Origin of the sequence: Streptomyces sp. BE20, from assembly GCF_036322525.1 — a bacterium.
In the GTDB taxonomy this organism is placed as follows: Bacteria; Actinomycetota; Actinomycetes; order Streptomycetales; family Streptomycetaceae; genus Kitasatospora.
In genome coordinates, this window is the sequence record NZ_JAQYWW010001218.1 from 48,531 (window position 1) to 74,654 (window position 26,124).

22 protein-coding genes and 3 tRNA genes are annotated in these 26,124 nt (G+C 74.0%); 19 read left to right on the forward strand and 6 right to left on the reverse strand.

Translation table 11 applies throughout. The annotated features are described in order from the left end of the window. Positions 1 to 114 precede the first annotated feature (114 nt). Positions 115 to 702, forward strand: coding sequence for an SCO2584 family spore wall biosynthesis protein (locus PUR61_RS41550; RefSeq protein WP_329885149.1), 588 nt, complete (start codon positions 115 to 117; stop codon positions 700 to 702). A gap of 124 nt (positions 703 to 826) precedes the next feature. Continuing rightward, the gene (locus PUR61_RS41555) at positions 827 to 1,915 is read left to right on the forward strand and encodes an SCO2583 family membrane protein (RefSeq protein ID WP_329885150.1); all 1,089 of its coding nucleotides are present in this window, start codon (positions 827 to 829) and stop codon (positions 1,913 to 1,915) included. A gap of 78 nt (positions 1,916 to 1,993) precedes the next feature. Here PUR61_RS41555 and PUR61_RS41560 read toward each other — a convergent pair whose 3' ends face one another. Further along, positions 1,994 to 3,094, reverse strand: coding sequence for a M48 family metallopeptidase (locus PUR61_RS41560; RefSeq protein ID WP_329885151.1), 1,101 nt, complete (start codon positions 3,092 to 3,094; stop codon positions 1,994 to 1,996). Between the two features lie 298 nt (positions 3,095 to 3,392). Here PUR61_RS41560 and PUR61_RS41565 point away from each other — a divergent pair, with 298 nt between their 5' ends. From PUR61_RS41565 to PUR61_RS41600, 8 genes are all read left to right on the forward strand, one after another. Beyond that, positions 3,393 to 3,539 (forward strand): hypothetical protein, encoded by a 147-nt coding sequence (locus tag PUR61_RS41565; protein ID WP_329885152.1) that lies wholly within the window; start codon positions 3,393 to 3,395, stop codon positions 3,537 to 3,539. A 185-nt stretch (positions 3,540 to 3,724) separates the two neighbouring features. After that, complete coding sequence (locus tag PUR61_RS41570; RefSeq protein ID WP_327676842.1) at positions 3,725 to 3,883, forward strand: hypothetical protein; 159 nt, start codon at positions 3,725 to 3,727, stop codon at positions 3,881 to 3,883. A 153-nt stretch (positions 3,884 to 4,036) separates the two neighbouring features. Continuing rightward, on the forward strand, positions 4,037 to 4,669 hold the full coding sequence (gene nadD / locus PUR61_RS41575) for a nicotinate-nucleotide adenylyltransferase (protein ID WP_329885153.1): 633 nt from the start codon (positions 4,037 to 4,039) through the stop codon (positions 4,667 to 4,669). An 18-nt stretch (positions 4,670 to 4,687) separates the two neighbouring features. Beyond that, on the forward strand, positions 4,688 to 6,583 hold the full coding sequence (locus PUR61_RS41580; RefSeq protein WP_329885154.1) for a LytR C-terminal domain-containing protein: 1,896 nt from the start codon (positions 4,688 to 4,690) through the stop codon (positions 6,581 to 6,583). A gap of 128 nt (positions 6,584 to 6,711) precedes the next feature. After that, positions 6,712 to 7,182 (forward strand): ribosome silencing factor, encoded by a 471-nt coding sequence (gene rsfS / locus PUR61_RS41585; protein WP_329885155.1) that lies wholly within the window; start codon positions 6,712 to 6,714, stop codon positions 7,180 to 7,182. Beyond that, positions 7,179 to 7,826: a histidine phosphatase family protein gene (locus PUR61_RS41590; RefSeq protein ID WP_329885199.1), complete on the forward strand. Its 648-nt coding sequence runs from the start codon at positions 7,179 to 7,181 to the stop codon at positions 7,824 to 7,826. The genes rsfS and PUR61_RS41590 overlap by 4 nt, the downstream gene beginning before the upstream one ends. 134 nt (positions 7,827 to 7,960) lie before the next feature. After that, a tRNA-Ala gene (locus PUR61_RS41595) sits at positions 7,961 to 8,033 on the forward strand. Between the two features lie 37 nt (positions 8,034 to 8,070). Further along, positions 8,071 to 8,143, forward strand: a tRNA-Ala gene (locus PUR61_RS41600). Between the two features lie 119 nt (positions 8,144 to 8,262). Here the strand turns inward: PUR61_RS41600 and PUR61_RS41605 are convergent. Next, positions 8,263 to 9,252 (reverse strand): helix-turn-helix transcriptional regulator, encoded by a 990-nt coding sequence (locus PUR61_RS41605; protein WP_329885156.1) that lies wholly within the window; start codon positions 9,250 to 9,252, stop codon positions 8,263 to 8,265. 103 nt (positions 9,253 to 9,355) lie between these two features. Between PUR61_RS41605 and PUR61_RS41610 the strand changes: the two genes are divergently transcribed. The 8 genes from PUR61_RS41610 to PUR61_RS41645 all read left to right on the forward strand — a co-directional run bounded on the left by PUR61_RS41610 (position 9,356) and on the right by PUR61_RS41645 (position 22,371). Next, positions 9,356 to 10,828: an MFS transporter gene (locus tag PUR61_RS41610; RefSeq protein ID WP_329885157.1), complete on the forward strand. Its 1,473-nt coding sequence runs from the start codon at positions 9,356 to 9,358 to the stop codon at positions 10,826 to 10,828. Positions 10,829 to 11,034: 206 nt separating this feature from the next. Beyond that, positions 11,035 to 11,107 (forward strand) — tRNA-Ala (locus PUR61_RS41615). 157 nt (positions 11,108 to 11,264) lie between these two features. Next, positions 11,265 to 12,839, forward strand: a complete 1,575-nt coding sequence (locus PUR61_RS41620; protein ID WP_329885158.1) for a hypothetical protein — start codon at positions 11,265 to 11,267, stop codon at positions 12,837 to 12,839. A gap of 465 nt (positions 12,840 to 13,304) precedes the next feature. Continuing rightward, positions 13,305 to 16,214: a leucine--tRNA ligase gene (gene leuS / locus PUR61_RS41625; RefSeq protein WP_329885159.1), complete on the forward strand. Its 2,910-nt coding sequence runs from the start codon at positions 13,305 to 13,307 to the stop codon at positions 16,212 to 16,214. A gap of 389 nt (positions 16,215 to 16,603) precedes the next feature. After that, positions 16,604 to 17,392 (forward strand): hypothetical protein, encoded by a 789-nt coding sequence (locus PUR61_RS41630; RefSeq protein WP_329885160.1) that lies wholly within the window; start codon positions 16,604 to 16,606, stop codon positions 17,390 to 17,392. Between the two features lie 54 nt (positions 17,393 to 17,446). Further along, positions 17,447 to 18,292, forward strand: coding sequence for a DegV family protein (locus PUR61_RS41635; RefSeq protein ID WP_329885161.1), 846 nt, complete (start codon positions 17,447 to 17,449; stop codon positions 18,290 to 18,292). 273 nt (positions 18,293 to 18,565) lie between these two features. Then, positions 18,566 to 19,699, forward strand: a complete 1,134-nt coding sequence (locus PUR61_RS41640; protein WP_329885162.1) for a ComEA family DNA-binding protein — start codon at positions 18,566 to 18,568, stop codon at positions 19,697 to 19,699. Between the two features lie 302 nt (positions 19,700 to 20,001). Then, positions 20,002 to 22,371 carry a ComEC/Rec2 family competence protein gene (locus tag PUR61_RS41645; protein ID WP_329885163.1) on the forward strand — a complete coding sequence of 790 codons (2,370 nt, stop codon included), beginning with the start codon at positions 20,002 to 20,004 and terminating at the stop codon, positions 22,369 to 22,371. A 207-nt stretch (positions 22,372 to 22,578) separates the two neighbouring features. Here the strand turns inward: PUR61_RS41645 and PUR61_RS41650 are convergent, their stop codons facing one another. After that, the gene (locus tag PUR61_RS41650) at positions 22,579 to 22,872 is read right to left on the reverse strand and encodes a hypothetical protein (RefSeq protein WP_329885164.1); all 294 of its coding nucleotides are present in this window, start codon (positions 22,870 to 22,872) and stop codon (positions 22,579 to 22,581) included. 71 nt (positions 22,873 to 22,943) lie between these two features. On the opposite strand from PUR61_RS41650, the gene holA reads away from it, so the two are divergent. Next, a complete protein-coding gene (gene holA, locus PUR61_RS41655) occupies positions 22,944 to 23,942 on the forward strand; it encodes a DNA polymerase III subunit delta (protein ID WP_329885165.1) in 999 nt (332 codons plus the stop codon). Positions 23,943 to 24,091: 149 nt separating this feature from the next. Here the strand turns inward: holA and PUR61_RS41660 are convergent, their stop codons facing one another. The 3 genes from PUR61_RS41660 to PUR61_RS41670 form a co-directional block, all read right to left on the reverse strand. Continuing rightward, positions 24,092 to 24,778 carry a hypothetical protein gene (locus tag PUR61_RS41660; protein WP_329885166.1) on the reverse strand — a complete coding sequence of 229 codons (687 nt, stop codon included), beginning with the start codon at positions 24,776 to 24,778 and terminating at the stop codon, positions 24,092 to 24,094. A 515-nt stretch (positions 24,779 to 25,293) separates the two neighbouring features. Further along, a complete protein-coding gene (gene rpsT, locus PUR61_RS41665; RefSeq protein ID WP_329885167.1) occupies positions 25,294 to 25,563 on the reverse strand; it encodes a 30S ribosomal protein S20 in 270 nt (89 codons plus the stop codon). Positions 25,564 to 25,743: 180 nt separating this feature from the next. After that, the gene (locus PUR61_RS41670; RefSeq protein WP_329885168.1) at positions 25,744 to 26,049 is read right to left on the reverse strand and encodes an antibiotic biosynthesis monooxygenase family protein; all 306 of its coding nucleotides are present in this window, start codon (positions 26,047 to 26,049) and stop codon (positions 25,744 to 25,746) included. Positions 26,050 to 26,124: the final 75 nt, after the last annotated feature.

Consider the following 26,124-nt stretch of genomic DNA (forward strand, 5'->3'; position numbering starts at 1 on the left):
GGCCGGAGACCGGCAGCGCCCGGGGGCCGGTCCGGGCAGGCCCGCGTCACACGGGTGATGGACCAACTGCGAGGAGCCACAGACAAATCGCCCTCCCGGTAATACGCTGAATCCGTGGCTGAGGATGTGGGGGGCTTGCCGTACCCCGACGGCGCCGACCACGGTGGTGCGGACGACGAGTTCGCCACCGTGGTCTTCGATGAGGCCTTCGTGCGGTCCGCCGCCGTGCACGAGCCGACAGCCAAGGAGCGGCAGCTCGCCGCTGCCGAGGCCCGGTTCGAGCCGGACGCGGCCGGTCCGGCCTGGGGCTACGAAGCCCCGGCCGGTGACGGGGTGCCGCTGGAGCTCCGCCCGTACCCGGGCGGACTCGACGACGATCACCGCTATCCCGATCCGTGGACCGGCCCGGGCCGGTCCACCCAGCGGCGTGCGCGCCGCTGGGGCCGGGTCGGCTTCGACCCGCTCGGCGCTCGGCGCGGCCGTTACGTCGCGCAGCAGCGCTGGCACCGGCCGGTGGCCTGGGTGCTCGCCGTGATCATGGGCGTGGGCCTGATCGCCATGGCGGTCGCCGCCGTCTACCAGGGTGTGGGCGGCCCCGGGGGCGCGCCCAGGCGGCCCGAGTCCGGGAACAGCAGCCCGGGGAACGACCCGGCGCCGCCCCCGGCCGAGCCGTCGCTGGTGGTCACGGCCCCGGCGGGCTGAGCCGCCGACCGGCGGGACGGCGGTCCGTTGCGCCCCGGGGCGGCTGCCGCCGGTCACGGAGAGCTTCCGGTGTTCTGTGTCAGAGGCCTCGTGGCGGGGCGAGGGTGCGCCTTACCCTGGTGTCATGGGTGACCCGCGTGAGCCTCCGGAGGGTGCGCCCGACGGTGGTTCCGGAAACGACGACGAATACCGGTCCGTGGTCTTCGACGAGTCGTTCGTCCGCGCTGCCCGGATCCAGGAGCTGTCGGCGCGGGAACGGCTGGCCGGCGCGTACGGCAGGGCCACCCGGCCCAAGGTCCGCCTCGGGCCGCTGGGCACCGTGCCCCGCCAGGCGCTCGCCCTGCTGCTGGTGATCCTGCTGGCCTTCGGCGCCGCCGTCTACTTCGGAGTGAGCTCGCCGACGCGCCCCGCGGCCCGGCCCGAGGGAAGTCAACTGACCGTCAGCCTGGTGGCGTTGAGTCCGGCCTCGGCGGTCCGGGCGGTCGCCGACCCGGCCGACCCGTTCGCCGGACTGCCGCCCGGCTACGGCGACGGCGCGGTCGGGCTCGGGACGCCGGCCGGGGCCGCGACCGGGCACTTCTCCCGGATCGAGGTGACCAAGGCGCTCGACACCGTCCAGCGCTACCTGGTCGCCTCCTCGCTCGCGCCCGCCACGCTGGTGCAGGGCGCGACCGCCGACGTCCGGGCCTTCGTGACGCCGGGCGAGCAGGCGCAGTTCGACGCCAGCGTGGTCCAGCCGACCGACGACCGGCACCACGCGCTGACCGGCTGGCTGGTCCGGTTCGACCCGGCGCAGGTCGCGCTGGCCGCCGACACGGTGAAGGTCGCGGGTGCGATGCGGATCGACGAGGCGGACAACGGGACCCTGGAGATCGCCACCGACCACACCTTCGTCTACGCGCTGAAGGCGGCCGGTGCGCCGAGCGGCGCGCCGGTCACCCTGGAGACCGTGCGGCGACAGCTGAGCTTCGAGTTCGACCGGACCGACCTGGCGTCGGCGCGGCTGCGGCTGGTGGACTCGGTGCTGCAGGCCGGGCCCGCGCCGTGCGACGGCTCGCTGGCCGGCGCCGTCCAGCCGGTGCTGGCGACCGCGGACGCCGCCGCGCCGCCCACGCCGCCACCGGCCGCGCCGTCCACGGTGCCGCCGCCCGTCGATCCGGGCAACCACGCCCGGCCGGCGTGGCAGATGTGCGGGGTGCTCGCCGGGAGCTGAGGCGGGAGCCGTCGGGCCGGGGCAGCGGGACGGCCCCCGGCGGGTGCCGAGGGCCGTCCTGGTGTGCGGGGGAGCGGGTCAGCTGCCGTCGCGGGAACCGTCGCCGTTGCTGCCGTTCCCGCTTCCGTTGGTGCCGTTGCCGTTGCCGCCGCCGTTGCGGGTGGCGCCGGTGAAGGTGTCGCGCAGCTTGCCGCCGACGGTGGCCGCACCGCCCGCCACGTCGCGGATCAGGCCCATCAGCGGGTCCTTGCTCTCCTTCACCGTGGTCGTGTAATGGTCGGCGGCGGCCTTCCACTGGTCGCCGACCGAGGTCTCGGAGTCGTCGGTGCGGCGCGGGTAGGCGCCGGCCAGGATCGAGCGGTACTCGTCGCCCTCCGCCCACTTCTTCAGCTGCGCGACCCGGACCACCGCGAACGGGTGGCTCTGCGGCAGCACCTGGAGCAGCTTCAGCACGCCGTCGCGCAGGTCCCCGGCCTTCTCGTACTCCTCGGCCTGCTCCAGGAAGGCGTCGACGTTCATCTCGGCCAGGTTGTGGCCGCCGGCCAGCTTCATCAGGGCCCGCATGGACGCCTGGAGGTCCTGTCCGGCCAGCAGGCCGGCCCGGTCGCTGGAGAGCTCGGCCTTGCGGAACCACTCCTTGAGCGCGGTGATGATCGCCATGATCGCCAGGTTGCCCAGCGGCACCCAGGCGATCCGGGCGGCGATGTTGGTGAGGATCAGCAGCATCGTCCGGTACACCGCGTGGCCGGACATCGCGTGACCGACCTCGTGGCCGATCACCGAGCGCAGCTCCTCCTCGTCCAGCAGCTCCACCAGGCCGCTGGTGACCACGATGATCGGCGTGTCGATGCCGATGCAGAACGCGTTGACCGCCGGGTCCTGGGTGACGTACAGGTCCGGGACCTTGTCCAGGTCGAGCACGTAGGCGGCGTCGCGGACCATGGCGTGCAACTCGGGGAACTGGCGCTCCGAGGTCTTCACCGCGGTGGCCAGGAACATCAGGCGGATCGAGCGCTCGGAGACCAGACCGGCGAGCTTCCTCAGCACGTCGTCGAAGCCGGTCAGCTTGCGCAGCGCGACCAGCGCCGAGCGGTCCGCCGGATGCTCCCAGGCCCGGGTGGAGATCTCCGGGAACCGCTGGCGGCGACGGCTCGGGGTCTTCGCGGTCGTGTCGGTCATGTGTGAGTACCTCCTGGTCGACGGCGGCCCCGGCCGCTGGCCGGCCCCCGCTGCTCTTCGCCTACAACGACTGTCTCTGCAACGTCCGCGGTTGCGTACTCGTCCCCGCCGTCACCCTACGTGCGCCCGGGCGGGCGCCCGTGGCGGGCCCTGGGCGGGGCCCGGGGGCGTGCCCGGCGACGCGTTTCCGGGCCGAGGGGGCGGTGGGCGGCGCCGGTGTGAGGCCGGTTTACCCTGAATGCCCGGGAGAGCCGAGCCAGACCTGGCCGCGGCACCGAGCAGTCCGAGGAGCCCGCAGATGTCCACCGAAGCCCTTGTCAGCCTGGCCGCCCCGATCTCCTCGGAGAACGGTCCCGGGATCTTCCTGCGGATCATCGTGGTGGCCTCGTTCGTCGGGGTCGGCCTGCTCGCCTGGCTCCTGCTCCGGGCCGGCCGCAACAACTGACCTGCCGCGGACCGGCGGTCGGCCGTGCATCGGCGCGGGGACGTCCGCGGGCGCGGGCTCACGGCGGTTCAGACGCGGTGGGCCGCCGAGCGGTTGCCGTGTAACCCCCCGTACGATGACGGACGGGCCCTCACCGGCCCGACGACACCTCCTGCCCGTCACCGAGCCGAGAAGGTCCGCCGACCATGAGCACTGCCGCCGCACTCCCCGTCCTGAACCTTCTCGCGAACGAGGGCGAGGGGGGCAACCACGACAGCCTCAACCCGTACCTGACGGGTGGCGCCGCCCTGTTCGTCCTCCTGCTGCTGCTCTTCGTGACCACCCGCTTCAACAAGGACCGCTAGGCCCGCAGGCAGGACCGCCGGGCGCTCGACCCGGCGGCCGACGGCCCGGGGGAGCGTCCGGCGGAGTAGCCGGCCGCTCCCGTACGTGTGCCCGGAGGGCCTGGCCCCCGGGCGTTCCCGCACCGTAACGGGCGTCGCGTAAGGTGTGGCGCCATGGGAGAGCAGACCGGGAATTCCGGCGGATCGGCGCCGGTGAAGCGGCGCCTCGGTGTGATGGGCGGCACCTTCGACCCGATCCACCACGGACACCTCGTCGCCGCCAGTGAGGTCGCCAGCGCGTTCCACCTGGACGAGGTGATCTTCGTCCCGACCGGACAGCCCTGGCAGAAGAGCGACCGCCACGTCACGCCCGCCGAGGACCGCTACCTGATGACGGTCATCGCCACCGCGGAGAACCCGCAGTTCTCGGTCAGCCGGATCGACATCGACCGCAAGGGACCGACCTACACCGTCGACACCCTGCGCGACCTGCGGGCGCTGCACCCCGACGCCGACCTGTTCTTCATCACCGGCGCCGACGCGCTGGCCCAGATCCTCTCCTGGCGGGACTCCGACGAGCTCTTCTCGCTCGCCCACTTCATCGGTTGCACCCGGCCGGGGCACACTCTGACGGACGCCGGGCTGCCGGTGGGCGGGGTCTCCCTGGTGGAGGTCCCGGCGCTGGCCATCTCTTCCACAGACTGCCGCAACCGGGTCGCCAAGGGCGAACCGGTCTGGTACCTCGTCCCGGACGGCGTGGTCCGCTACATCGACAAGCGTGCGCTCTACGCGCCGCACCGGACCTGATCCCGGAGGGGCCGACGGATGAGCGATCGCAGGGGACCGCAGGGGCAGCAGGGGCAGCCGGACGACTGGCCCGCCGGGCAGTACCAGCAGCAGTACCAGCAGGACTACCAACAGCAGGAGCCGCTGTACGAGCCGTACGAGCAGCCCGAGCAGCAGTACGACCAGTACGGCCGGCCGGTGCAGCCCGCGCAGCAGGCGTACCCGCAGCAGGACGACTGGTCCACCGGGCAGTACCAGCAGCAGTACCAGCAGGGCTACCCGCAGCAGGGCGGCTACGGCGGGCAGCAGCAGGAGCCGGCGTACGAGCCGTACGAGCAGCGTGAGCAGCAGCAGTACGACCAGTACGGGCAGCCGGTGCAGCCCGCGCCGCAGGCGTTCCCGCAGCAGGGCGGCTACGGCTACCAGGACCCGTACCAGCAGCAGCAGGTCTACGACCCGTACCAGCAGCAGGCCCAGCAGCCGTACGCGACCGCGCAGATGCCGTTGGTGGCCGAGCCGGAGCAGCCCGCGCCCGAGGCGCCCGCCGCCGTGCCCGCGCCCGCCCCGGTGACGCCGCGCCCCCGGCTGCCCCGGCCGACCGCCGCCGAGCCGGCCCCGGCCCGGCCCGAACCGCCGTCCGAGCAGGTCGGCGGCAGCCGCGCCGCCAAGGGCAAGGCCCCCAAGGGCGACTACCCGACCGGCGAGTTCACCTTCGTCGACGACGAGGAGGGGGAGGACTCCGAGGACGTCATCGACTGGCTGAAGTTCGCCGAGTCCCGCAGCGAGGTTCGCGCGGAACGCCGCCGCAAGCTGCGCAACCGGCTGATCGGCGCCGGCGCGGCGCTGGCGCTCGTCGGCGCGGGCGTCGGCGGCTACCTCTGGTTCACCGGTGACAAGGAGAGCGCGGCCGTCGCCGCCGGACCGCGCCAGGTCAACGTGGTCCACCTGCGCGACCTGCAGGGCAAGGTGTCGAGCGCGCTGCTCGTCAACGACGCCGCGGGCAAGAAGGGCACCGTCCTGCTGCTCCCGGACACCCTGCGGCTGCCCGGCCCGGGCGACCCGCCGATCACCACCGTCGGCCAGGCCATGGACAGCCTCGGCGCCTCCGGAACCCGCGACGGCCTGGCCACCGTGCTCGGCGCCCCCGTCGCCGGCACCTGGCGGCTGGACACCCCGTACCTGGAACTGCTGGTCGCCCAGCTCGGCGGTGTCCGGGTGGACACCGACGCGGAGACCCGCGAGGGCGGCAGGCCGGACGGCAAGGTGCTCTCCGCCGCCGGGAAGAACACCCTGCTGAACGGGAAGGCGGCCGTCGCCTACGCCACCCTGCAGAACCAGGGCGAGAGCCGTGACGCCCAGCTGGCCCGGTTCGGCCAGGTGATGGACGCGGTGGTGCGCACCATGCCCGTCGAGTTCAAGGACGCCAAGGACGACGTCCACCGGATGAACGCGGTGCTCGACCCCTCGCTGCCCGAGGACGCCCTGGCCGGTGTGCTCACGCAGCTCGCCCAGCTGGCCAGGAACGGTCAGTTCGGTGCCACCGCACTGACCGTGAAGCCGGACGGCACGCTGGACGAGGCCACCGCCGGCAAGCAGGTCAAGGACGTGCTGGGCGGCACCGTCAAGGCGGCCACCTCCGCCGACGCGCCGGCCCGCGTCTCCGTCCAGGACGCCACCGGGAACGACCAGGCGGCCGCCGCCGCACAGGTCCAGGTGGTCACCGCCGGCCTCACCTTCGTCCCCGGCGGGGCCAAGACCGCGCCGCAGCCGGCCAGTGAGATCCGCTACACCGACGACGCCCGGCAGGCCGCCGCGAAGTCGCTGGCGACCAGCCTCGGCCTGCCGGAGACGGCCGTGAAGAAGGTCGCCGAGGCGCAGAACGCGGACCTGCTGGTCGTTCTCGGCAAGGACTACGCCCCGCCGAAGACGCAGTAGGCACCCGGCTCGCGTCGGGCGGCTCCGGAAAACGGTTCCGGGGCCGCCGGGGCGGCGTGAGATCCTGGAAGGCGATCCCGGCGCCCCGCGCTCCGGGGCGCCCCAAGCCTCCGAGCCGGAAGAACACCGTGACCGTCACTGACCACAGCCAGGAACTCATCAACGTCGCCGCCCAGGCGGCGGCCGACAAGCTGGCCCACAACATCATCGCGTTCGACGTCAGCGAGGTGCTGTCGATCACCGACGCCTTCCTGATCGCCTCGGCCAACAACGACCGCCAGGTCCGTTCCATCGCCGAGGAGATCGAGGACCAGCTGCGCGAGAAGCTGGACATCAAGCCGGTCCGCCGGGAGGGCGAGCGCGACGGCCGCTGGATCCTGCTCGACTACCTGGACATCGTGGTGCACGTCCAGCACTCCGAGGAGCGTTCCTTCTACTCGCTCGACCGGCTCTGGAAGGACTGCCCCGAGCTGCCCCTGCCGGAGGACGCCCTGGCCTCCCGCAACCGTCCCGACGCCCACACCGACGCGGTCGGCAACGCCGTCACCCCGGCCGAGCAGGCGCCCGCGGACGACTTCGGCGCCGAGGACTACAGCTGAGCCGGGACGCGCGGGGCCCGCGCATCGTCTTCTGGCGGCACGGCCAGACGTCCTGGAACCTCGAGTCGCGGTTCCAGGGCACCACGGACATCGAGCTGACCGGGCAGGGCGTGCTGCAGGCGCAGCGGGCCGCCCGGCTGCTCGCCGGCCTCCGCCCCGACCTGCTGATCTCCTCCGACCTCAAGCGGGCCCGGCGCACCGCCGAGGAGCTGGCCAAGGTCACCGGCCTCGACGTGCAGCACCACGAGGGGCTGCAGGAGACCTACGCGGGCTCCTGGCAGGGCCTCACCAACGCCGAGATCCGCGCCCGGTTCCCGGAGGAGTACGCGGCCTGGGCACAGGGCGAGCCGGTCCGGCGCGGCGGCGGTGAACTCTCCACGGAGGTCGCCGACCGCTCGGTGCCGGTGGTGCTCGACGCGGCCGACAAGCTGCCCGAGAACGGCACCCTGGTCGTCGTCAGTCACGGCGGCACCATCCGCACCATGCTGGGGCGGATGCTCGGCCTGGAGCCGGAACTCTGGGAGTGCTTCGGCGGGCTGTCCAACTGCTGCTGGTCCGTGCTGGGCCGGGGCGCACGCGGATGGCGACTGCTGGAGCACAACGCCGGCACGCTGCCGGAGCCGGTGATCGGCGACGACACCTGAGCGGTGCGCGGAGGGGGCGTGGAGTGGTCTACGGGGAGCGGATTTCGCAGTTCCGGGCCTGACCGGTTAGAGTCTTCCTCGTTCGCACGGAGGAAACGCAACCCGGTGAGGGAAGCGGGAAATCCGGTGAGTGCGGGGCTGTAGCTCAGTTGGTAGAGCGCTTGCATGGCATGCAAGAGGTCCGGGGTTCAATTCCCCGTAGCTCCACTCCGCACCTGCGGTCCGCGAGGGCCGTGCGTGTCGCGGGGCTGTAGCTCAGTTGGTAGAGCGCTTGCATGGCATGCAAGAGGTCCGGGGTTCAATTCCCCGTAGCTCCACAGACGACGAGAAGGCCGCCACCCACCGGGTGGCGGCCTTCTTGCCGTGCGCTGCGGCCGGGCGGCGCTCGCCGCGTGTGCCCTGTCCGGCCGCCGGTCGGGTCGGTCGGGCCGGTCGCTCAGCTCGTTCCGCCGGAGCGGTCGGGACAGGTGTCGGAGTGGTCGCACGGGTTGGCCCAGCCGCCGGGCGGCAGGGTGGCCAGCCGCTCGATCCGTTCGCGGTCCGCCGGCCCGTCCGGCGTGTAGACCACCACGAACGTCTCGGGCACCCCCGGGATCGTCAGGTAGGTCGCGTTCAGCCGCAGCACCCCCACGTCCGGGTGCCGGAAGACCTTCAACGACGTCCGCTGCGGCGCCACCTCCTGCCGGGCCCACAGCTCCCGGAAGTCCTCGCTCACCGCGGCCAGCGCCCGCACGTGGTTCTCCCAGACAGGCTCGCCGAGATGCTTGCCGTACGCGTTGCGCAGCACCGCGACCATCTGCGGCAGCGCCTCCTCCCGGTTCAGGAAGGGGTTGCAGCACGTGGGGCTGGTCACCGTGCACCAGAGGCTGTTGAACCAGCCCTCGTCCGTCCGTGCCCGGCTCGCCGCGAACAGGGCCTCGTACGGTCCGTTCCAGGCCAGCACGTCGAACCGGGTGTTGGAGACGGCGGCGGGGAGCGGCACCAGCGCGTCCAGGATCACCTGGGTCGACGGGTCCAGGACGGGCGGCTCCGGTTGCACCGGCGGACGCACCGCTACCTCGGCCAGCCGGAGCAGGTGCTCGCGCTCGGTCGCGTCCAGCCGCAGTGCCCGCGCCACCGCGGTCACCACCTGCTCGCTGGCGTTGATCGGACGCCCCTGCTCCAGCCACGTGTACCAGGTCACCCCGACGCCGGCGAGCTGTGCGACCTCCTCCCGGCGCAGCCCCGGCGTGCGGCGGCGCAGCCCCGGCGGCAGGCCGACCTCCTCGGGGGCCACCCGGGCCCGGCAGGCCCGCAGGTACCGGGCGAGCTCGGACCGGCGGCGGTCCCGGCGGCCGGGCGCGGCGCCGCCGGTGGTGGAGGTGGGAGGAGTGGTGGGGCGTTCGGTCGTGAGCCCGGCGGCGCCGCGGTCGTCCAGGACGGTCATACCCGCCATCGTGCCGCAGCCCGCCCGGGCCGGACAGGGTGCTGCCAGTACCAGGATCAGCAGGCTCTAACCACCGGTACCGGTGCTCGGTGACGCTCGGTCCATGACGGATCTCCAGACCCGGCGCGGCCCGTCCGGCGCCGCCCCACCCGCCGACCCTCCCGGCGCCCCACCCGCCGCAGCGCCGGGCACCCGGCCCGGGCTGCTCCTCGCGCTCGTGCTCTGCGGCCAGTTCACGGCCGTCCTCGACACCGCCATCGTCAACGTCGCGGTGCCGACCATCCGCGCCGACCTGGGCGCCTCCGGCGCCGCCCTCCAGTTCGTCGTGGCCGGTTACACCGTCGCCTACGCGGTCCTCCTGATCACCGGTGCCCGGCTGGGCGCCCGGTACGGCTACAGCCGGCTCTTCCAGTACGGCCTGGCCCTCTTCACCGCCGCCTCGCTGGCCTGCGGGCTCGCCCCCTCCACCGGCTGGCTGATCGCGTTCCGGCTGCTCCAGGGCGCCGGCGCGGCCCTGATGGTGCCCCAGGTGATGAGCCTGGTGCAGCGGACCTTCACCGGACCGGCCCGGACCAGGGCGCTCGGGCTCTACGCGGCCGTGCTGGCCGGGGGCGTGGCGGCCGGTCAGGTGCTCGGCGGGATCCTCGTCAACGCCGACCTGTTCGGTTCGGGCTGGCGCCCCGTGTTCCTGGTCAACGTGCCGATCGGGCTGCTGCTCCTCGCGGCCGGCGCCCGGCTGCTGCCCGACCTGCCCGGGGACCGCGACCGCGGCTTCGACGTCCCCGGCCTGGTCGTGCTGGCCGCAGCCCTCGGCCTGCTGGTGGTGCCGCTGGTGCTCGGCCACGAACTCGGCTGGCCCGCCTGGGGCTGGGCGATGCTCGGCGCCGGCACCGTCCTGGTCGTCGTGTTCGCGGTGGTCGAACGGCGGATCGCGCGGCGCGGCGGGCAGCCGCTCATCTCCGGCCGGGTCCTCGGAGCGGCCGGTCTGCTTCCGGCGGCCGGCGCCCTGTTCATGATCATGGCGGCCTTCGCGGGCTTCATGTTCGCCTTCGCCCTGCACCAGCAGACCGGACTCCACTACAGCGCGCTGCACGCCGGACTCTGCTCGGCGCCGATCGCGGTCGGCTTCGGCGTCGCGAGCCTGCACTGGCAGCGGCTGCCCCGCCGACTGCACGGCGCCCTGCCGGTCCTCGGCACCGCGCTCCTCGCCCCCGGCTACGTGCTGCTCGGTCTGATGCTGGGCGGCGGTACCGGGGTCGGTGCGGGCGCGCTGCTGCTGACCGCCGTGCTGGGGCTGGTCGCGGGCTGTTCCTACGCGCCGCTGTTCGCCCGGGCGCTCGGCCGGGTCGCCCCGGCGGACGCGGCGGATGCCAGCGGGGTGACGGTCACGACCATCCAGCTCGGCCAGGTCGCCGGGGTGGCGCTGCTCGGCTCGGTGTTCCTCGGCTCGGTCGACATGCCGGCACCCGCCCGGGACTCCGGGTACGCACTGCTCGTCACCACGGTCGTGGCCGGCGTGGGAGCGGCGCTCGCGGCCTTCTTCGCGGTGCGGGTCCGGCGGGCGCCGGCCGAGTAGCGCGCCCGGTCGCGCGCCCACCGCGCGCTCACCGCGCGGGCCGGCCGCGCGGTGGGCCGGCGCGGTTGCCCCGCGCCGTGGACCCGTGCGGCGGGCCTGCGCGCTGAGCCCGGAGAACGGATTCGTGGAGCACCCCTCCGACCGTGTAAAGTAGGCGATGTCGCCGAGGGAAACGGAACGAAACCCCCGGTGACACTGCAAGTCAAGGGGCTGTAGCTCAGTTGGTAGAGCGCTTGCATGGCATGCAAGAGGTCCGGGGTTCAATTCCCCGTAGCTCCACAGAAGTCGAAGGCCGTCTCCCGGATCGGGAGGCGGCCTTCGGCGTTCTCCGGGGCCGGGGCCGGGGCCGCCGGGCGGGGCCGGGCCGGTGCGGGGCGACCGCCGCTTTTCGCAACGCCGGGGCGTGCGGCCCCGGCGGACCGCTACCGTCGGAGCCATGGCGGATCTGGAGCGCAGACGCAACGAGGAACTCGCCCGGATACTGCACCAGCTCGGCTGGAACCCGGAGCGGCTGGCCCGCGAGGTCAACCTCGCGCTGCCGGCGCGGCTGGCGATCAGCTCCACCGCCCCCTACAAGTGGCGCGACCGCGGCATGGTCCCGCGCAGTCCGCACGACCAGGCCGTCTGCGAGGTACTCAGCCGCACCCTCGGTATCGCCGTCACCTATGAGCAGCTCTGGGGCCGGATGGGCGGCCACCGGGGCGCCAAGATCCTCTCCCCGCGGCTGCTCGCCGACCCGTGGACGGCCGACACCGCGCAGACCGCGCTGCGTGAGGCGGCCACCGATGCCGGACCGGTCCGCCTGGCCGACCTCTTCCGCGACTCGGACCTCGCCGAGGCGGCCCGCCGGCTGACCACCCCGCCGCCGCCCGTCGCCGGCGGTGACGGCGTGCTGCGCATCGCTCCCGGCCTGGTCGGTGAACTCGACCTCGGGTACCGCAGCAAGCTCCGGTTGGAACGCTCCTGCGGCGGCGGACTCGTCCTCGGACCGGCGCGTGCCGAACTGGCCATGGTCGCCAAGCTGTTGGAGCTCGGCGCCTACGACGAACCGCTCGGCCGGGCCCTGTACGGCGCGGCCAGCCGACTGGCCGGGCTGGCCGGCTGGGCGGCCTACGACCTCGGCCACGAGGCCGCCGCCCAGCGGGCGTTCGCGGCCGCGCTGCGCGCTGCGCACGTGAGCGGCGAGCACGGGCAGGGGGTGGCGGTGGTGGGCGGCCTGGTGGTGCTGGCCACCCAGGGGGCGGGCGGACGCGGGCCGGACGTGGCCACCGTGCTGGCGGAGGCGGTGGCGGCGGCCGGGGACGCGCTCGGTCCGGCCGACCGGGCGCTCCAGTTCGGACGGATCGCGCGCGCGTACGGACGGCGGGGCGACGGGGACGCCCTGGCCGAGGCCGCGGAGCGGGCCTTCACGGAGCTGGGCGCGGTCGGGGTGGGCACCGCCGCCGGTGCGGGGCGAGCGGTCGCCGGGGGCGCCGAGGCGGACGGGTACGGCGGAGACGACGGGCTCGGCGGAGGTGACGGGGCCGGGACGGCCCACGGGGTCGGCGGAGCTGCCGGCCCGGATGAGGTGCGGGCCGATCTGGCGGGCATGGTGGGGGAGGGGTACCTCTTCCTGGGCGACCACCGGCGTGCCCAGGCCCTGCTGGCCGAGGCGGTGGCGGGCCTCGGACCCGACCGGGCGCGGGCCCGGGCCCTCCTCATGGTCAGGCTGGCCGACTCCCGGCGCCGCACGGGTGACACGGCTTCGGCGATCGCCACGGCAGACGAGGCCCGGGCGCTGGCCGCAGGGATGCAGTCGGAGCGGGTCGCGCGGGCGCTGCGCGACATCGACGCGGCGTTCCGGGCGGCGACGGCGACGGAGGCGGCTGCGGCCTCGGCAGATGTTCCGGGGGTGGCGGAGGTGCCAGGGCCGCGTGACGGTGGTGCGGTCGGCGGTACTGCCGCGGGCGCCCGTCCCGGAACCACCCGTGGGGGTGCGGAGGAGACCGCCGGAACCGCCGTCGCGGTCTGAACCGCAGTCCTGAAGCGCAGTCCCGAACCGCAGTCCTGAAGCGCTGTCCCGATCGGCGTCCGACCGCCCGCCGGGCCGCCGCCCGAAACGTGGGCCCGATCGGCGTCCGGACGGACCGCCCGGAATACCGCCCCGGGCCGTCCGTCCGGAATACCCGTCCGGGCCGCTGCCGCGGGCGCTGCGGATCCACCGGCGGGAACGGCCGGGAGGGGGCTGACCCCCTTGCGGTACCCTGAGCCCATGCGAACCGTGCGCCTGCTCCTTAGCCGGCCGCGCTGACCAGGACCGGCCGCGCCCTCGGGCGGAGCCGGAGTCGGCGTGGCGTCCCCTCCTGCGAGGGGCTTTTTTGTTTTCCGCCCGGGTGTTCGCCCGGTCTCCGCCCGGGTTTCCCGGCCCGGGCGCCGTTCGCCGCAGCCGGCCCGGCGCGCCGGTTCGCCAACTGACATCGATGGAGCTTGAAGGACCATGAGCGAGACGACCCCTGCGTCCGGCGCGGCCGAGACCGCGACCGAGCCGTTCCGGTACAGCGCCGCCCTGGCGGCGGAGATCGAGTCCCGCTGGCAGGACATCTGGGAGAAGGAGGGGACGTTCCACGCCCCCAACCCGGCCGGTGACCTGGCCGACCCGGCAGCCGGTGACGTCGCCGCGAAGCCGCACAGCTTCATCATGGACATGTTCCCCTACCCGTCGGGCGCGGGCCTGCACGTCGGCCACCCGCTGGGCTACATCGCCACCGACGTCTTCGCCCGCTACCAGCGGATGACCGGCCACAACGTGCTGCACACCCTGGGCTACGACGCGTTCGGCCTCCCCGCCGAGCAGTACGCGGTGCAGACCGGCACCCACCCGCGGATCTCCACCGAAGCCAACATCGCCAACATGCGCCAGCAGCTGCGCAGGCTGGGCCTGGGCCACGACCCGCGCCGCTCGATCTCCACGATCGACCCGGAGTACTACCGCTGGACGCAGTGGATCTTCCTGCAGATCTTCAACTCCTGGTACGACGCGCAGGCCGGCAAGGCCCGCCCGATCACCGAGCTGATCGCCCGCTTCGAGGACGGCTCGCGCGAGGTACCGGGCGGCCGGGCCTGGGCGTCGCTGAGCGCCGCCGAGCGCGACGAGGTGCTGGGCGAGTACCGGCTGGCCTACGCCAAGGAGGTGCCGGTCAACTGGTGCCCCGGCCTGGGCACCGTGCTGGCCAACGAGGAGGTCACCGCGGACGGCCGCTCCGAGCGCGGCAACTTCCCGGTGTTCAAGTCCAACCTGCGCCAGTGGATGATGCGGATCACCGCCTACTCGGACCGGCTGATCTCGGACCTGGACCTGCTGGACTGGCCCGAGGCCATCAAGCTGCAGCAGCGCAACTGGATCGGACGCTCCGAGGGCGCCCGGGTCGACTTCGCCGTCGACACGCCGACCGGTGACGCCGAGAAGATCACCGTCTTCACCACCCGTCCCGACACCCTGTTCGGCGCCACCTACATGGTGCTGGCCCCCGAGCACGACCTGGTCGACGCGATCGTGCCGGCGTCCTGGCCGGAGGGCACCCGGGAGGAGTGGACCGGCGCCGCCGCCACCCCCGCCGAGGCCGTCGCCGCCTACCGCGCCGCCGCAGCCGCCAAGTCCGACGTCGAGCGCCAGGTCGAGGCCAAGGTCAAGACCGGCGTCTTCACGGGCTCCTACGCCGTCAACCCGGTCAGCGGCGAGCCCGTACCGGTGTTCATCGCCGACTACGTGCTGATGGGCTACGGCACGGGCGCCATCATGGCCGTCCCCGCCCACGACCACCGCGACTTCGCCTTCGCGCGCGCCTTCGAACTGCCGATGCGCTGCGTCGTCGAGCCGACCGACGGCCGCAGCGAGGACCCGCACGACTGGGACGACGCGTTCGACACCTACGACGCCGTCATCGTCAACTCGGCGCACGCGGACGGGGCCGAGGACGGCATCTCGCTGAACGGCCTGGGCGTCGTCGACGCCAAGGCCGCCGTCACCGCCTGGCTGGCCGGGCGCGGCATCGGCGAGGGCACCGTCAACTACCGCCTGCGCGACTGGCTGTTCAGCCGCCAGCGGTACTGGGGCGAGCCCTTCCCGATCGTCTACGACGAGGACGGCGTCATGCACGCGCTGCCCGAGTCGATGCTGCCCGTCGAGGTCCCCGAGGTCGACGACTACTCGCCGCACACCTACGACCCCTTCGACGCCACCTCCTCGCCGAAGACCCCGCTGTCCCGCAACGAGGACTGGGTCAACGTCGAGCTGGACCTGGGCGACGGCGTCAGGAAGTACCGCCGCGAGACCAACACCATGCCCAACTGGGCCGGTTCCTGCTGGTACGAGCTGCGCTACGTCGACCCGACGAACGGCGCCGACGTCGTCGACCCGGCCAACGAGCGGTACTGGCTGGGCCCGACCGAGCAGAAGCCGGGCGGCGGCGCCGACCTGTACGTCGGCGGTGCCGAGCACGCCGTGCTGCACCTGCTGTACGCCCGCTTCTGGCACAAGGTGCTGCACGACCTGGGCCACGTCTCGTCCGTCGAGCCGTTCCACAAGCTGTTCAACCAGGGCATGATCACCGCCGACGTCTACCGTGACGAGCGCGGCTTCCCGGTGCCCGCCACCGAGGTGGAGGAGCGCGACGGCGCCTACTCCTGGCAGGGCGAGCCGGTCAAGCGCGAGGCCGGCAAGATGGGCAAGTCCCTGAAGAACGCCGTCGCCCCGGACGAGATCGCCGACGAGTACGGCGCGGACACGCTGCGCCTGTACGAGATGTCGATGGGCCCGCTGGACGTCTCCCGTCCCTGGGACACCCGCGCGGTCGTCGGCTCGTACCGCTTCCTGCAGCGGCTGTGGCGCAACGTCGTCTCCGAGACGACCGGTGAGCTGGTCGTCGTGGACGAGCCGGCCGACGAGCCGACCCTGCGCGCGCTGCACAAGGCCATCGACGGCATCCGCGGCGACATGGCCGGGCTGCGCTTCAACACGGCCGTTGCCAAGGCGATCGAGCTGAACAACTTCCTGGTGAAGCGCGGTTCGACGCCGCGCGAGGTGGCCGACCAGCTGGTGCTGATGGTCGCCCCGCTGGCCCCGCACATCGCCGAGGAGCTGTGGCGCCGGCTGGGCCACGTCGAGTCGCTGGCCCACACCGACTACCCGGTCGCGGACCCGGCGTTCGTGGTCGACGAGTCGGTGACCTGCGTCGTGCAGGTCAAGGGCAAGGTCAAGGCCCGGCTGGAGGTCGCGCCCTCGATCTCGGACGCCGAGCTGGAGGCGCTGGCGCTGGCCGACCCGGCGGTCGTCGCGGCGATCGGTGGGGCCCAGGTGCGCAAGGTGATCGCACGGGCGCCGAAGCTGGTCAACATCGTCACCGGCTGACGTCGGTCGGCCACGCCCGGTCGGCGACGTCCGCCGGCCGAGGCCGACCGGGTGACGCCGACCGGCGTGAGGACGTTCGGACGGCGAGCTGTGGGCGGGTGTCCCTTCGGGGGCGCCCGCCCCGCGGCGTTCCGGGGCAGGCCCCGCCGGGCGCGCGCAGGCGGAGCGGGTGCGGGCAGGGCTGGTATGGGCGGAGCGGGTATGGGCAGAACGGGCGCCGGAGCGGCCGGGTGCTCTCGGGGTGATCCCGGATCTGTCCCTGATCTCGGGCCCGCCGGGCCCGATCGGTCTCCTCCCCGGCGAGTACGGGGGCTACGGTGGAACCCTCGGTGGTCCGGCCCGCGTTGGGACCGGTGGGGGCCGGTTCGGCTGGCGGAAGGTGGCTCGTGATGGACGTGCTCGGCGTGATGGTCGGACTGGCCCTGCTGTTCGGGCTCGTGGTGGCTGCGCTCGTCGTGGTCGGCGTGGTGAAGGCGGCCCGTGCGGTCGGCGAGAAGATGGAACGCCAGGAGGCCAAGGCCCGGCGTGCGGTGGAGAACGTCACCCTCAAGGCCAAGACCTACACCCAGACCGGCCCGCAGGGCCAGATCTCCGCCGTCCGGCTGGGCTTGCGGACCTCCCTGAGCGGCACCCGGCAGGTCCTGGAGGGCGGCCTCACCCAGGACGGCCAGCTCACCGAGTCGCTCGCGCTGCTGGCCCGACTGGACACCCACGCGGCCGAGCTGGACGGCGAGCTGCGGACGCTGGAGCGCGAGCCCGACGTCGGCCGGATCGCGGCGAAGCTGCCCGAGCTGCGGGAGCGGGCCGAGCGGATCACCCACTCCGCGGAGACGATGCGCTGGGCCGCCCAGGACCGGATGCACCGGTTCGCGGACGACGAGCTGGGCCGGTTGAGCCAGGAGTGCGAGAACGAGGCGGGGGCGCTGCGCCACTGGGACGCAGCTGCGGGCGCTGCGGGCGCGGGTGCTGCCAGCGGGGCGCGTTCGGGCGCGGTGAGCGTCGGGGCGGCCGGTTCGGGCGCCGCGCGTGAGGCCGCGCGGGACGGGGCGGCCCGGAACGCGCTGCCGGACGGAACGAGCGGTCGGCCGAGCGCGGAGGAGCTGCTGGGTCTCTCCGACCCGCTGGCCAAGCTGGCGCACCGGCTGCGGAAGCCTACGGCCGGTCCCTCGGCGGGCTGAGCACGGCGTCCGGGCGCTGTCGCCCGGGCCATGCGGGGGGGTAACCTCCGCCTCATGCCCGCCGACCTCGCGCTTGTCACCGATTCCACGGCCTACCTGCCCCAGGAAGCGGTCGACAGGCACAGCATCACGGTGGTCCCGCTGAGCGTCGCGGTCGGTGACGACGTGTTCGCGGAGGGGGTCGAGATCTCTCCCAAGGACGTCGCCGAGGCGTTGCGGGGCCGACACCGGGTGACCACCTCACGGCCCAGCCCGGAGTCGTTCGCGGCCGCCTACCGGTCGGCCGCCGAGAACGGCGCGCAGGGGATCGTCTCGGTGCACATCTCCGGCGAACTCTCGGGGACGGCGGAGGCGGCCCGGCTGGCCGCCGCGGAGTCGCCCGTCCCGGTCCGGGTGGTGGACAGCCGACTGGTCGGCATGGCGCTCGGGTACGGGGTGCTCGCGGCTGCCGAGGCGATCGCGGCCGGGCGTGGCCTGGACGAGGCCGCGGAGGCCGCCACCCGGCGGACGGCCGTGAGCAGCGGTTTCTTCTACGTCGACACGCTGGAGTACCTGCGCCGGGGCGGCCGGATCGGCGCCGCTCGGGCGCTGCTCGGTTCGGCGCTGGCGGTCAAGCCGCTGCTGCACCTGGACGGGGGGCGGATCGAACCCCTGGAGAAGGTCCGGACGGCGTCCCGCGCGATCGCCCGGCTGGAGGAGATCGCGGTCGATCGGGCGGGGGAGCAGGAGGTCGACATCGCGGTCCACCACCTGGCCGCGGAGGACCGGGCCGAGCCGCTCGCGGAGCGGCTGCGCGGGCGGGTACCGGGGCTGCGCGACCTGTACGTGGGTGAGGTCGGTGCGGTGATCGGTGCGCACGTCGGACCGGGGCTGCTGGCGGTGGTGGTCTCACCCCGGTGAGTCGTGGTGGGCTCCGGTGAACCTCGGTGGGCCCGGTGGGCCCGGCGCGGGTGGCTCCGGCCGGCTCCCGTGAGTCGCGGCCAGGGGGTTGCTGCGAACGGGCCGGTGGCGGAACGCTTCGTAGGCTCGGGGGCCCGTGGAGCCGGCGTACCGTCAATGCGCACGTGGTCAACTACCCCCTGTGGGTGACATCTTCTCTCCACAGCCCCCCGGTTTTCCACAGGGCTTCGGCAACTTCCGCGCGACTCCGCAGCGACTCCTACCGTGCTCCGCATGACGAGCATGCGCATCGGCGCGACAAGGCGCCGCCGGATTCAGCACATCACCGAGACCGCGGGGTTGCGGATGGCGGCACTGCTGCCGGCCGCCGAGGAGCCGCCCGAAGAGCTGTCGGTGTACGAGAAGCCCGCGGCCCGGGCGCGGGCGGCGGAGCGCGCCGGAGCCTCCCCGGCCGGTGGGCCGCCGAGCGGCGGGCCCCTGCACGCCGGCCTCTTCGCCGAGGACCTTCCTGTCGGTGACTTTCCTGCGGGTGACTTTCCTGCGGGTGGCTCCCTGGCCGGTGGTGAACCGGCCGGGACCGGGCCGCCCCGCGGGCGACCGGACGCGGCACCCGCTCCACCGCACGGTGTGCCGCCCGACGGGCCGGGCGAACCCCTGTCCGACAGCCTGCCGACCGGGCCGCCCGGCGGGAGCCCGGCCGTCGTACCGGCGGGCGCGTACCCGTGGGCGGGCGCGGCCCACGCCCTCGACCGGCGGGCGGTGGCGGGACTGCTCGTCCTGCTGCTGCTCGCCGTGGGCTACGGCGTCCAGCACTTCTGGCTGGCCAGGCCGCAATCCGTCGACGTGCCGGCGGTGGCGGTCGCCTCGGTGGGGCCCGGCACCCCGCTGTCGGGCCTGGCCGGTCCCGAGGCCGGTGGCGGCCCCGGGACGGGCGCTGCGGACAGCGGCACCGCCGCGGGCACGGGCGCGTCCGCCCCGGTGGTGGTCGACATCGGCGGCCGGGTCCACTCGCCGGGGCTGCACACCCTGCCCGGCGGTTCCCGGGTCGCGGACGCCCTGCGCGAGGCCGGCGGCCCGCTGCCGGGGACGGACACCAGGAACCTCAACCTGGCCCGCGTACTGACGGACGGTGAGCAGATCCTCGTCGGCGAACCCGGCCTCCAGCCGGCCGCCGGTGCGGCAACCGGGCCACCGCCGGCCGGTGCGCCGAAGCAGCCCGTCAGTTTGAACCGCGCCACCCTCGAACAGCTCGACACCCTCCCGGGCGTCGGTCCGACCCTGGCCCAGCGGATCATCGCCTTCCGCACTTCGCACGGCGGCGCGTTCCGTTCGATCGACCAGCTCCGGCAGGTGAGTGGCATCGGGGAGCGGACCTATACGGAGATCAAACCGCTGCTCACCCTCTGACGACCGTCCGGACCGCTCCCACCGGCGGCTCCCGTACCCACCCCTGCCCGGAAGGAGGTGCCGTCATCGCCACCACCGCCCTCACCGCCGTCACGAGGAAGAGCCCGACACCGACCACGACGCGGCCGAGCGACTTCCGCCTGCTCCTGCCCGCCGTGTCCGCCTGGGCGGTCTCGGCTGCGGCCCTCGGGACGGGGCCCGGTCACGGGGCGGTTCTTCTCCCGGCCGCAGGGGCGGCCGGACTCCTCGGGCTCGTCCTGCTCGTCCGCCCCCCGGGCACCGGCCGCCGCCGTTCCGCCGCCGTGACACTGGCAGCCCTGCTGCTCACCGGGGCCGCTGCCGCGGGCGCCACCTTCCTCCACACCGCCGACCTGCACCGGGGCCCGCTGCCCGAGCTGGCCCGCGCCGCCCTTCCCGCCCCGGACGTCGACGTCGAACTGACCGTCACCGGCGATCCCCACGTACACACCTCACGGACCGGGGGATCCGGCACCGGACAACGGCTGCTCACCGTGGACGCGGTCGTGGACCGGGTCGCCGTCCCGGACGGCCCCCTCCCCGGCCCGGGCCCGCACACGGTCCGTACCCGGACACCGGTCACGGTGATGGTCCGAGGGGACGGGACGGACACCTGGGAGCGCCTGCTGCCCTCGACCGAACTGGCCGTCGCGGCGACGGTCCGCCCGGCGGGGGAGCGGGACGACGCGTCGGCGGCACTCCTGATCGTGCACGGCGAGCCGCGACAGCTCGCGCCGCCGAACGTCGCGCAACGCATCGCCGGCCGCCTGCGGTCCGGGTTGCGCGCGGCGACCGACCACCTCCCACCGGACGCGCGAGGGCTCCTGCCCGGTCTGGTGGTGGGGGACACGTCGCGCCTGCCCGACGAGCTCCGGGAGGCGTTCCGGAGCACCGACCTGGCCCACCTGGTCGCCGTCAGCGGAGCGAACCTCGCGATCGTGCTCGGCGTACTGCTGGGCGCGCCGGGCCGGGCCGGAACCGCCGAACGGCGCGGCCTGGCCGCCCTGTTCGGGATCCCGCTGCGCACCAGCGCGCTGCTCGGAGCCGTTGTCACGCTGGCCTTCGTCACGATCTGCCGTCCGGAACCCAGCGTGCTCAGGGCGGCGGGGACCGGACTGCTCGGACTGCTGGCGCTGGCCACCGGCCGCCCCCGCCAGGCGGTGCCGGCCCTGGCGGGCACCGCCCTGCTCCTGGTCCTCCTCGACCCGTACCTGGCTCGCTCCTTCGGCTTCCTGCTGTCGGTGCTCGCCACCACCGGACTGCTGGTTCTCGGCCCGCACTGGGCGGACGCCCTGCGGGCCCGTGGCTGGCCGGACCGCCTCGCGGGTGCCGTCGGGGCGACGGCTGCGGCCCAGGCGCTCTGCGGGCCGGTGACGGTGCTGCTCTCCGGGCACGTCAGCCTGGTCGGCGTCCCGTGCAACCTGCTGGCCGAGCTGGCGGTGGCCCCGGCGACCCTGCTCGGGTTCGCGGTCCTCGCGGTCGATCCGCTCTCCCCGGCGCTGGCCAGGCTGCTGGCCGAACCGGCCGCGGTGCCGGCCGGCTGGCTGGCCGCGGTGGCCAGGCACGGAGCCGAGCTTCCGGGGGCCCGGTTGTCCTGGTCGGGCGGCCTCGTCGGCACGGCCACGCTCGCCGTGGGGACGGTCGCGTTCTGCTGGACGGTTCCGCTGCTGCTGCCCCGCCGCGCCGGCCCGGGGGGACGGCGAGCGCCGCGCGGCAGGCTCCGGCCGGTGGTGACGGGCGTGCTCCTGCTGGCCCTGCTCGCCGTGCTGTTCCGGCCACCGCTGCTCGCCAGGGTCGCGACCGGCTGGCCGCCCCCGGGCTGGCGGCTGGTCATGTGCGACGTCGGGCAGGGGGACATGCTGGTGCTGCCCGTCGTCGGGGAGGGCCACGACCCGCCGGACAGTGCCGTGGTGGTGGACGCCGGGCCGGATCCCCGGACGGCCGACCGGTGCCTGCGCGACCTCGGGATCACCCGGGTGCCGCTGATCCTGGCGACCCACTTCCATGCCGATCACGTCGAGGGGTTGCCCGGCGTGCTGCGGGGCCGACGGGTCGGGGCGTTGGAGGGGACGGTGCTGGACGACCCGCCGGGCGAGGCAGCCAGGGTGGCGGCGTGGGCGGCGGCGGCCGGGGTGCCGCTGATGCGGGCGGGGCGCGGGGAGCGACGCTCGGCGGGGTCGGAGGTGTCGTGGGAGGTGCTGTGGCCGGACGGAGCGGAACCGCTGGTGGCCTCAGGCGCGAACAACGCGAGCGTCGCGGTGCTGGTGACGTTGGCGGGCGGGTTGCGGCTGGCCCTGCTGGGCGATCTGGAGCCGCCGGCGCAGGAGGCGCTGCTGAGCCGGCTCAGTGCGGCCGGTGGCCGTGCGCGCGTGGACGTGCTGAAGGTGGCCCACCACGGCTCGGCCCATCAGGACTGGTCCCTGACTGCGGCGTTTAGCCCTCGGCTGGCGTTGATCTCCTGTGGTGCGGGCAATCCGTACGGCCACCCGTCGCCTCGGACGGTGGACCGGTTGCGCGCGTTGGGGGCCACGGTGCTGCGGACGGACCGCGTCGGTGACATCGCGGTGACGGGGGACTCCCCGGCCCGCCTCGGAGCCGTCGTCCACGCGCAGGGTCCGCACGCGGCCCCCGGGCGGCGTGCCCCGCCGGGGTGACCCCCCCGGAGATCCGCCCTCCTCCCACCCCCGAGCGGGGCTGCGGGCCAGGGGAGCGGGCCAGGGGCCAGGGAGGAGGCGGGGAGGGGGTGGGGGGGGAGCCCGGGGAACACGTTGTTGTTCGCGATCGCCTCGCACAGGAAGTCGGACCCGCCGACTTCCTGTGCGAGGCCACCGGTGGAGGCCGTCCGCGAGAGGCAGCGGCGGTCAGCCCTGCTCCCGCCAGCCCTCGTGAGTGGCGGCGAGGGCGTCGAGGGCGCGGAGGCGGTCCGGGGTCCAGCCGGAGTCCGGAGGCTCCAGGACCACCAGCCACTGGGCGTCCTCGGCGTCGTCCTCGCCGGCGAGAGCGTCGCGGACGATTTCTAGTTCGCCGAGGTCGGGGTGGTCGAAGCCGAGCTCCTCCGCGGCCTCCTCGGCGGCATCGCGGTCGGGCAGGACGAGCAGTTGCCGGGCGCCGGGGTCGAAGCCGCCGGGCTGGTCGGTGGTGGGATCTTCGGTCACCGGGCCATTGTCCCGTGAGCGGCGGACGGGTGGGCAAGCGGTGTCCGTACCCCGTGGGATGCTGGTAGGCGATGGCCAGGAAGAGTGCACCCGACGACCTGCTCGCCCCGCTGACCCTCGCGGTCGGCCAGGAGGAGTTGCTGCTGGATCGCGCGGTCGCCCAGGTGGTGGCCGCGGCGAAGGCGGCGGACCCGGACACCGACGTGCGGGATCTCGCGCCAGGGAGCCTCCAGCCCGGCAGCCTGGCCGAGCTCACCACGCCCTCGTTGTTCGCCGAGCGCAAGGTGATCGTGGTCAGGGCCGCGCAGGACCTCTCCGCCGACTCCGTGAAGGAGGTCAAGGCGTACATCGAGGCCCCCGCCGAAGAAGTGATCATCATCTTGGTCCACGCGGGCGGCGCCAAGGGCAAGGGCCTGTTGGACGCGGGGCGGAAGGCAGGAGGCCGGGAGGTCGCCTGTGCCAAGCTGGCCAAGGCGAACGAGCGGCTGGCGTTCGTCAAAGGCGAGTTCCGGACGCTCGGACGCGCGGCGACGCCGGAGGCCTGCCAGGCCCTGCTGGACGCGCTCGGCAGTGATCTGCGTGAACTGGCGGCCGCGTGCAGCCAGCTGACCTCGGACGTCGAGGGCACGATCGACGAGACCGTGGTGGCCCGCTACTACAGCGGCCGGGCCGAGGCGACCGGCTTCGAGGTGGCGGACCTCGCGGTCACCGGTCGGGCCGCCGAGGCGCTGGAGCGGCTGCGCTGGGCGCTCGCCGTGGGGCAGCCGCCGACCGGTATCACCTACGCGCTGGCGTCCGGTGTGCGGAGTATCGGGCGGCTGGCGACGACCGGACGGAACATGCGTCCGGCGGACCTCGCACGCGAGCTGGGCATGCCGCCCTGGAAGGTCGACCGGGTGCGGCAGCAGATGCGCGGCTGGACCGGCGACGCCGTGGCCGTGGCGCTGACCGCGATCGCGCAGGCGGACGCCGCCGTCAAGGGCGGCTCCGACGACCCGGCCTTCGCGCTGGAGCGGGCGGTGGTCGCCGTGGCCAGGGCCGCCCGGGCCGGCTCCCGCCCGTCGTACTGACCACGTCCACCGGGGGATGCTTGTAGGGCTTGTAGGGCTTGTAGGGCCCGGGGGCCAGGACGGCCGGAGAGGGACGGCCGGGCCGCTCGGCCAACGCGGGCACCCCGGCCTCCGGGACACACCGGCCGCCGCCCCGGCGCCCCTCCCGGTTACTTGCCGCCGATGGCCTTGAGCATGTCGCGGGTGTCGTCGAGGATGGTCCGCCGGACGGTCTCGCGGTCCAGCGTGTGGTTCTTGCCGACCTGGTAGTTGTCGGTCCAGTAGAACGAGTACGTCATACCGCCGTCGCGGACCTGTAGGTAGTAGTTGATGTCGTGCAGACTCTTGTCGGAGCTGGTCGGCTCGTCCCCGTAGGCGAAGTAGGCCTCTTCGCCGAGGTTCGGCACGTCGGTGATCTCGTACTTCTGCTGCTCGAAGTAGTGCCGGGTGGCGGCGAACTCGGGTGAGGAGTCGACGGCCTTGTGCAGCTCGACACGGATGTCGAGGGTGGCGTAGTCCGGGGTGTCGCTGTCGCTGACCGTCCGCTTCACCAGGGCGTAGCACCGCATGATGTCCATGGACTCGCTGCGCCCGGTGTGCTCCAGCGGATAGTTGTCCACCATCTTGTACTTCTGCCGGAACCCGGTGAGCTTGCCCGCCTCGCAGATCTTGTCGACGGGGTGGTAGCCGCGGAGGCTCTGCGCCGAGGAGCCGCCGTCCACGAGGCTGGGCACGACGGCGACGGCGCCGGCCCAGGCGGCCGAGGCGATGATCGCACCGACGAACGCCCAGACCGCGTTCCGGCGCAGGTTCCCGCCCTTCCGGTCGCCCGCGGCACCGGCTGCGCCGCCGGGCACGGTGGGGGTCCCGGGCGGGGTGGGTGCGCCGGGCGAGCTCGGCAGCCCGGGCGGCGGACCGAAGCCGGGAGGGCCGCCCGGTGCGGGGACCGTCGGCGGTGACGAGGGCAGTGGCTGCTGCGGGAAGCCGGCGAAGCCCGACCCGCTCTGCGGCGGCGGCGGCGGCGGTGGTGGCGGCGGCGGTGGTGTCCCCAATGTGAGCCCCCCTTGGGCCTGCGACGAAGGTGCCGGAACCAGACCTTATCGGTCGGGCCGCAGGACGCGACAGGAGTCGCAGCGGCCCCGCCCGACCGCTGTCACCGGGCTCCGGAAACGACTACTGCCCGCCCGGTGTGTACCGGGCGGGCAGTAGTGGAAGGGCCTAGGAACCGGCACTTCTGGTGGCGCTCTGTGCACCGCACCCGCGTGGCGAACGCAGGCCGCGTGCGGTGCGAGTCGTTCTGTGCTCCTCGGGCGTCCGGGTAGAGGGCCGGTGCGTCCCGAGGGGAGGGGCCGTCGGTGCGGCCCCGAGGGCGTCAGGCCTGGACGGCGGTGTTGACGCGCTTGGTGATGGCCGACTTCTTGTTGGCGGCCTGGTTGGCGTGGATGACGCCCTTGCTCACGGCCTTGTCGAGCGCCTTGGAGGCGGCGCGGGCCAGCTCGGCGGCCTTCTCGGTCTCGCCGGCGGCAGCGGCCTCACGGGCCTTGCGCAGAGCGGTCTTCAGCGAGGACTTGACGGCCTTGTTGCGCAGGCGCGCCTTCTCGTTGGTCTTGTTGCGCTTGATCTGGGACTTGATGTTCGCCACGAAGGAGCCTCAGTCTTGTCTGGAATGAAACGGTTGGAACGGGCTGCACCGCGCGGCCGCCGGACCAGCTGAGAGGGCATGCCGGGGCCAGGTGCAGCGGCCAACGCTACCAGGGGCGCACCGGCCGCCCCAAACCGGGCGGCGGTCCGGACGGCGGTCCGGTCCGGTTCCGGGCGTGGTCTAGGCACGCAGGACCGGTTCGCCGTAGTGCTCCACCTCGGGGAACGGCCGGTAGTGGTGGTGCAGCGACTCGCGCCACCGCTGGTACTCGGCGGAGCGGCGGAACCCCTCGATGTGGTCCTCCAGTCTCTCCCACTCCACCTGCAGCAGGAACCGTGAGTCCCGCCCCTCGTCCAGGCAGCGGCGCAGTTCCAGTGAGCGGAAGCCGGGTTGGACGGAGATCAGCGGTCGGGCCTCGGCGAAGGCGGAGAGGAAGGCCTCCTCCTGGCCGGGCAGGACGTCGAGCAGTGCGCTTTCCAGGATCATGCGACGTCATCCTGCCCGGGCCCGGTCGCCCGGGGGAGAGTCGACGGCCGAGGTCCGCAGGAGAGGCCCGTGGAA

Excerpts from the sequence above, each read along its gene's own strand:
- PUR61_RS41565 (WP_329885152.1), top strand. The coding sequence starts at position 3,393 with ATGTCCACCGAAGCCCTTGTCAGCCTGGCCGCCCCGATCTCCTCGGAG.
- PUR61_RS41570 (WP_327676842.1), top strand. The coding sequence starts at position 3,725 with ATGAGCACTGCCGCCGCACTCCCCGTCCTGAACCTTCTCGCGAACGAG.
- PUR61_RS41555 (WP_329885150.1), top strand. The coding sequence starts at position 827 with ATGGGTGACCCGCGTGAGCCTCCGGAGGGTGCGCCCGACGGTGGTTCC.
- PUR61_RS41560 (WP_329885151.1), bottom strand. The coding sequence starts at position 3,094 with ATGACCGACACGACCGCGAAGACCCCGAGCCGTCGCCGCCAGCGGTTC.
- PUR61_RS41610 (WP_329885157.1), top strand. The coding sequence starts at position 9,356 with ATGACGGATCTCCAGACCCGGCGCGGCCCGTCCGGCGCCGCCCCACCC.
- PUR61_RS41605 (WP_329885156.1), bottom strand. The coding sequence starts at position 9,252 with ATGACCGTCCTGGACGACCGCGGCGCCGCCGGGCTCACGACCGAACGC.
- PUR61_RS41580 (WP_329885154.1), top strand. The coding sequence starts at position 4,688 with ATGAGCGATCGCAGGGGACCGCAGGGGCAGCAGGGGCAGCCGGACGAC.
- PUR61_RS41670 (WP_329885168.1), bottom strand. The coding sequence starts at position 26,049 with ATGATCCTGGAAAGCGCACTGCTCGACGTCCTGCCCGGCCAGGAGGAG.
- leuS (WP_329885159.1), top strand. The coding sequence starts at position 13,305 with ATGAGCGAGACGACCCCTGCGTCCGGCGCGGCCGAGACCGCGACCGAG.
- PUR61_RS41635 (WP_329885161.1), top strand. The coding sequence starts at position 17,447 with ATGCCCGCCGACCTCGCGCTTGTCACCGATTCCACGGCCTACCTGCCC.
- PUR61_RS41630 (WP_329885160.1), top strand. The coding sequence starts at position 16,604 with ATGGACGTGCTCGGCGTGATGGTCGGACTGGCCCTGCTGTTCGGGCTC.
- holA (WP_329885165.1), top strand. The coding sequence starts at position 22,944 with ATGGCCAGGAAGAGTGCACCCGACGACCTGCTCGCCCCGCTGACCCTC.
- PUR61_RS41620 (WP_329885158.1), top strand. The coding sequence starts at position 11,265 with ATGGCGGATCTGGAGCGCAGACGCAACGAGGAACTCGCCCGGATACTG.
- nadD (WP_329885153.1), top strand. The coding sequence starts at position 4,037 with ATGGGAGAGCAGACCGGGAATTCCGGCGGATCGGCGCCGGTGAAGCGG.
- PUR61_RS41640 (WP_329885162.1), top strand. The coding sequence starts at position 18,566 with ATGACGAGCATGCGCATCGGCGCGACAAGGCGCCGCCGGATTCAGCAC.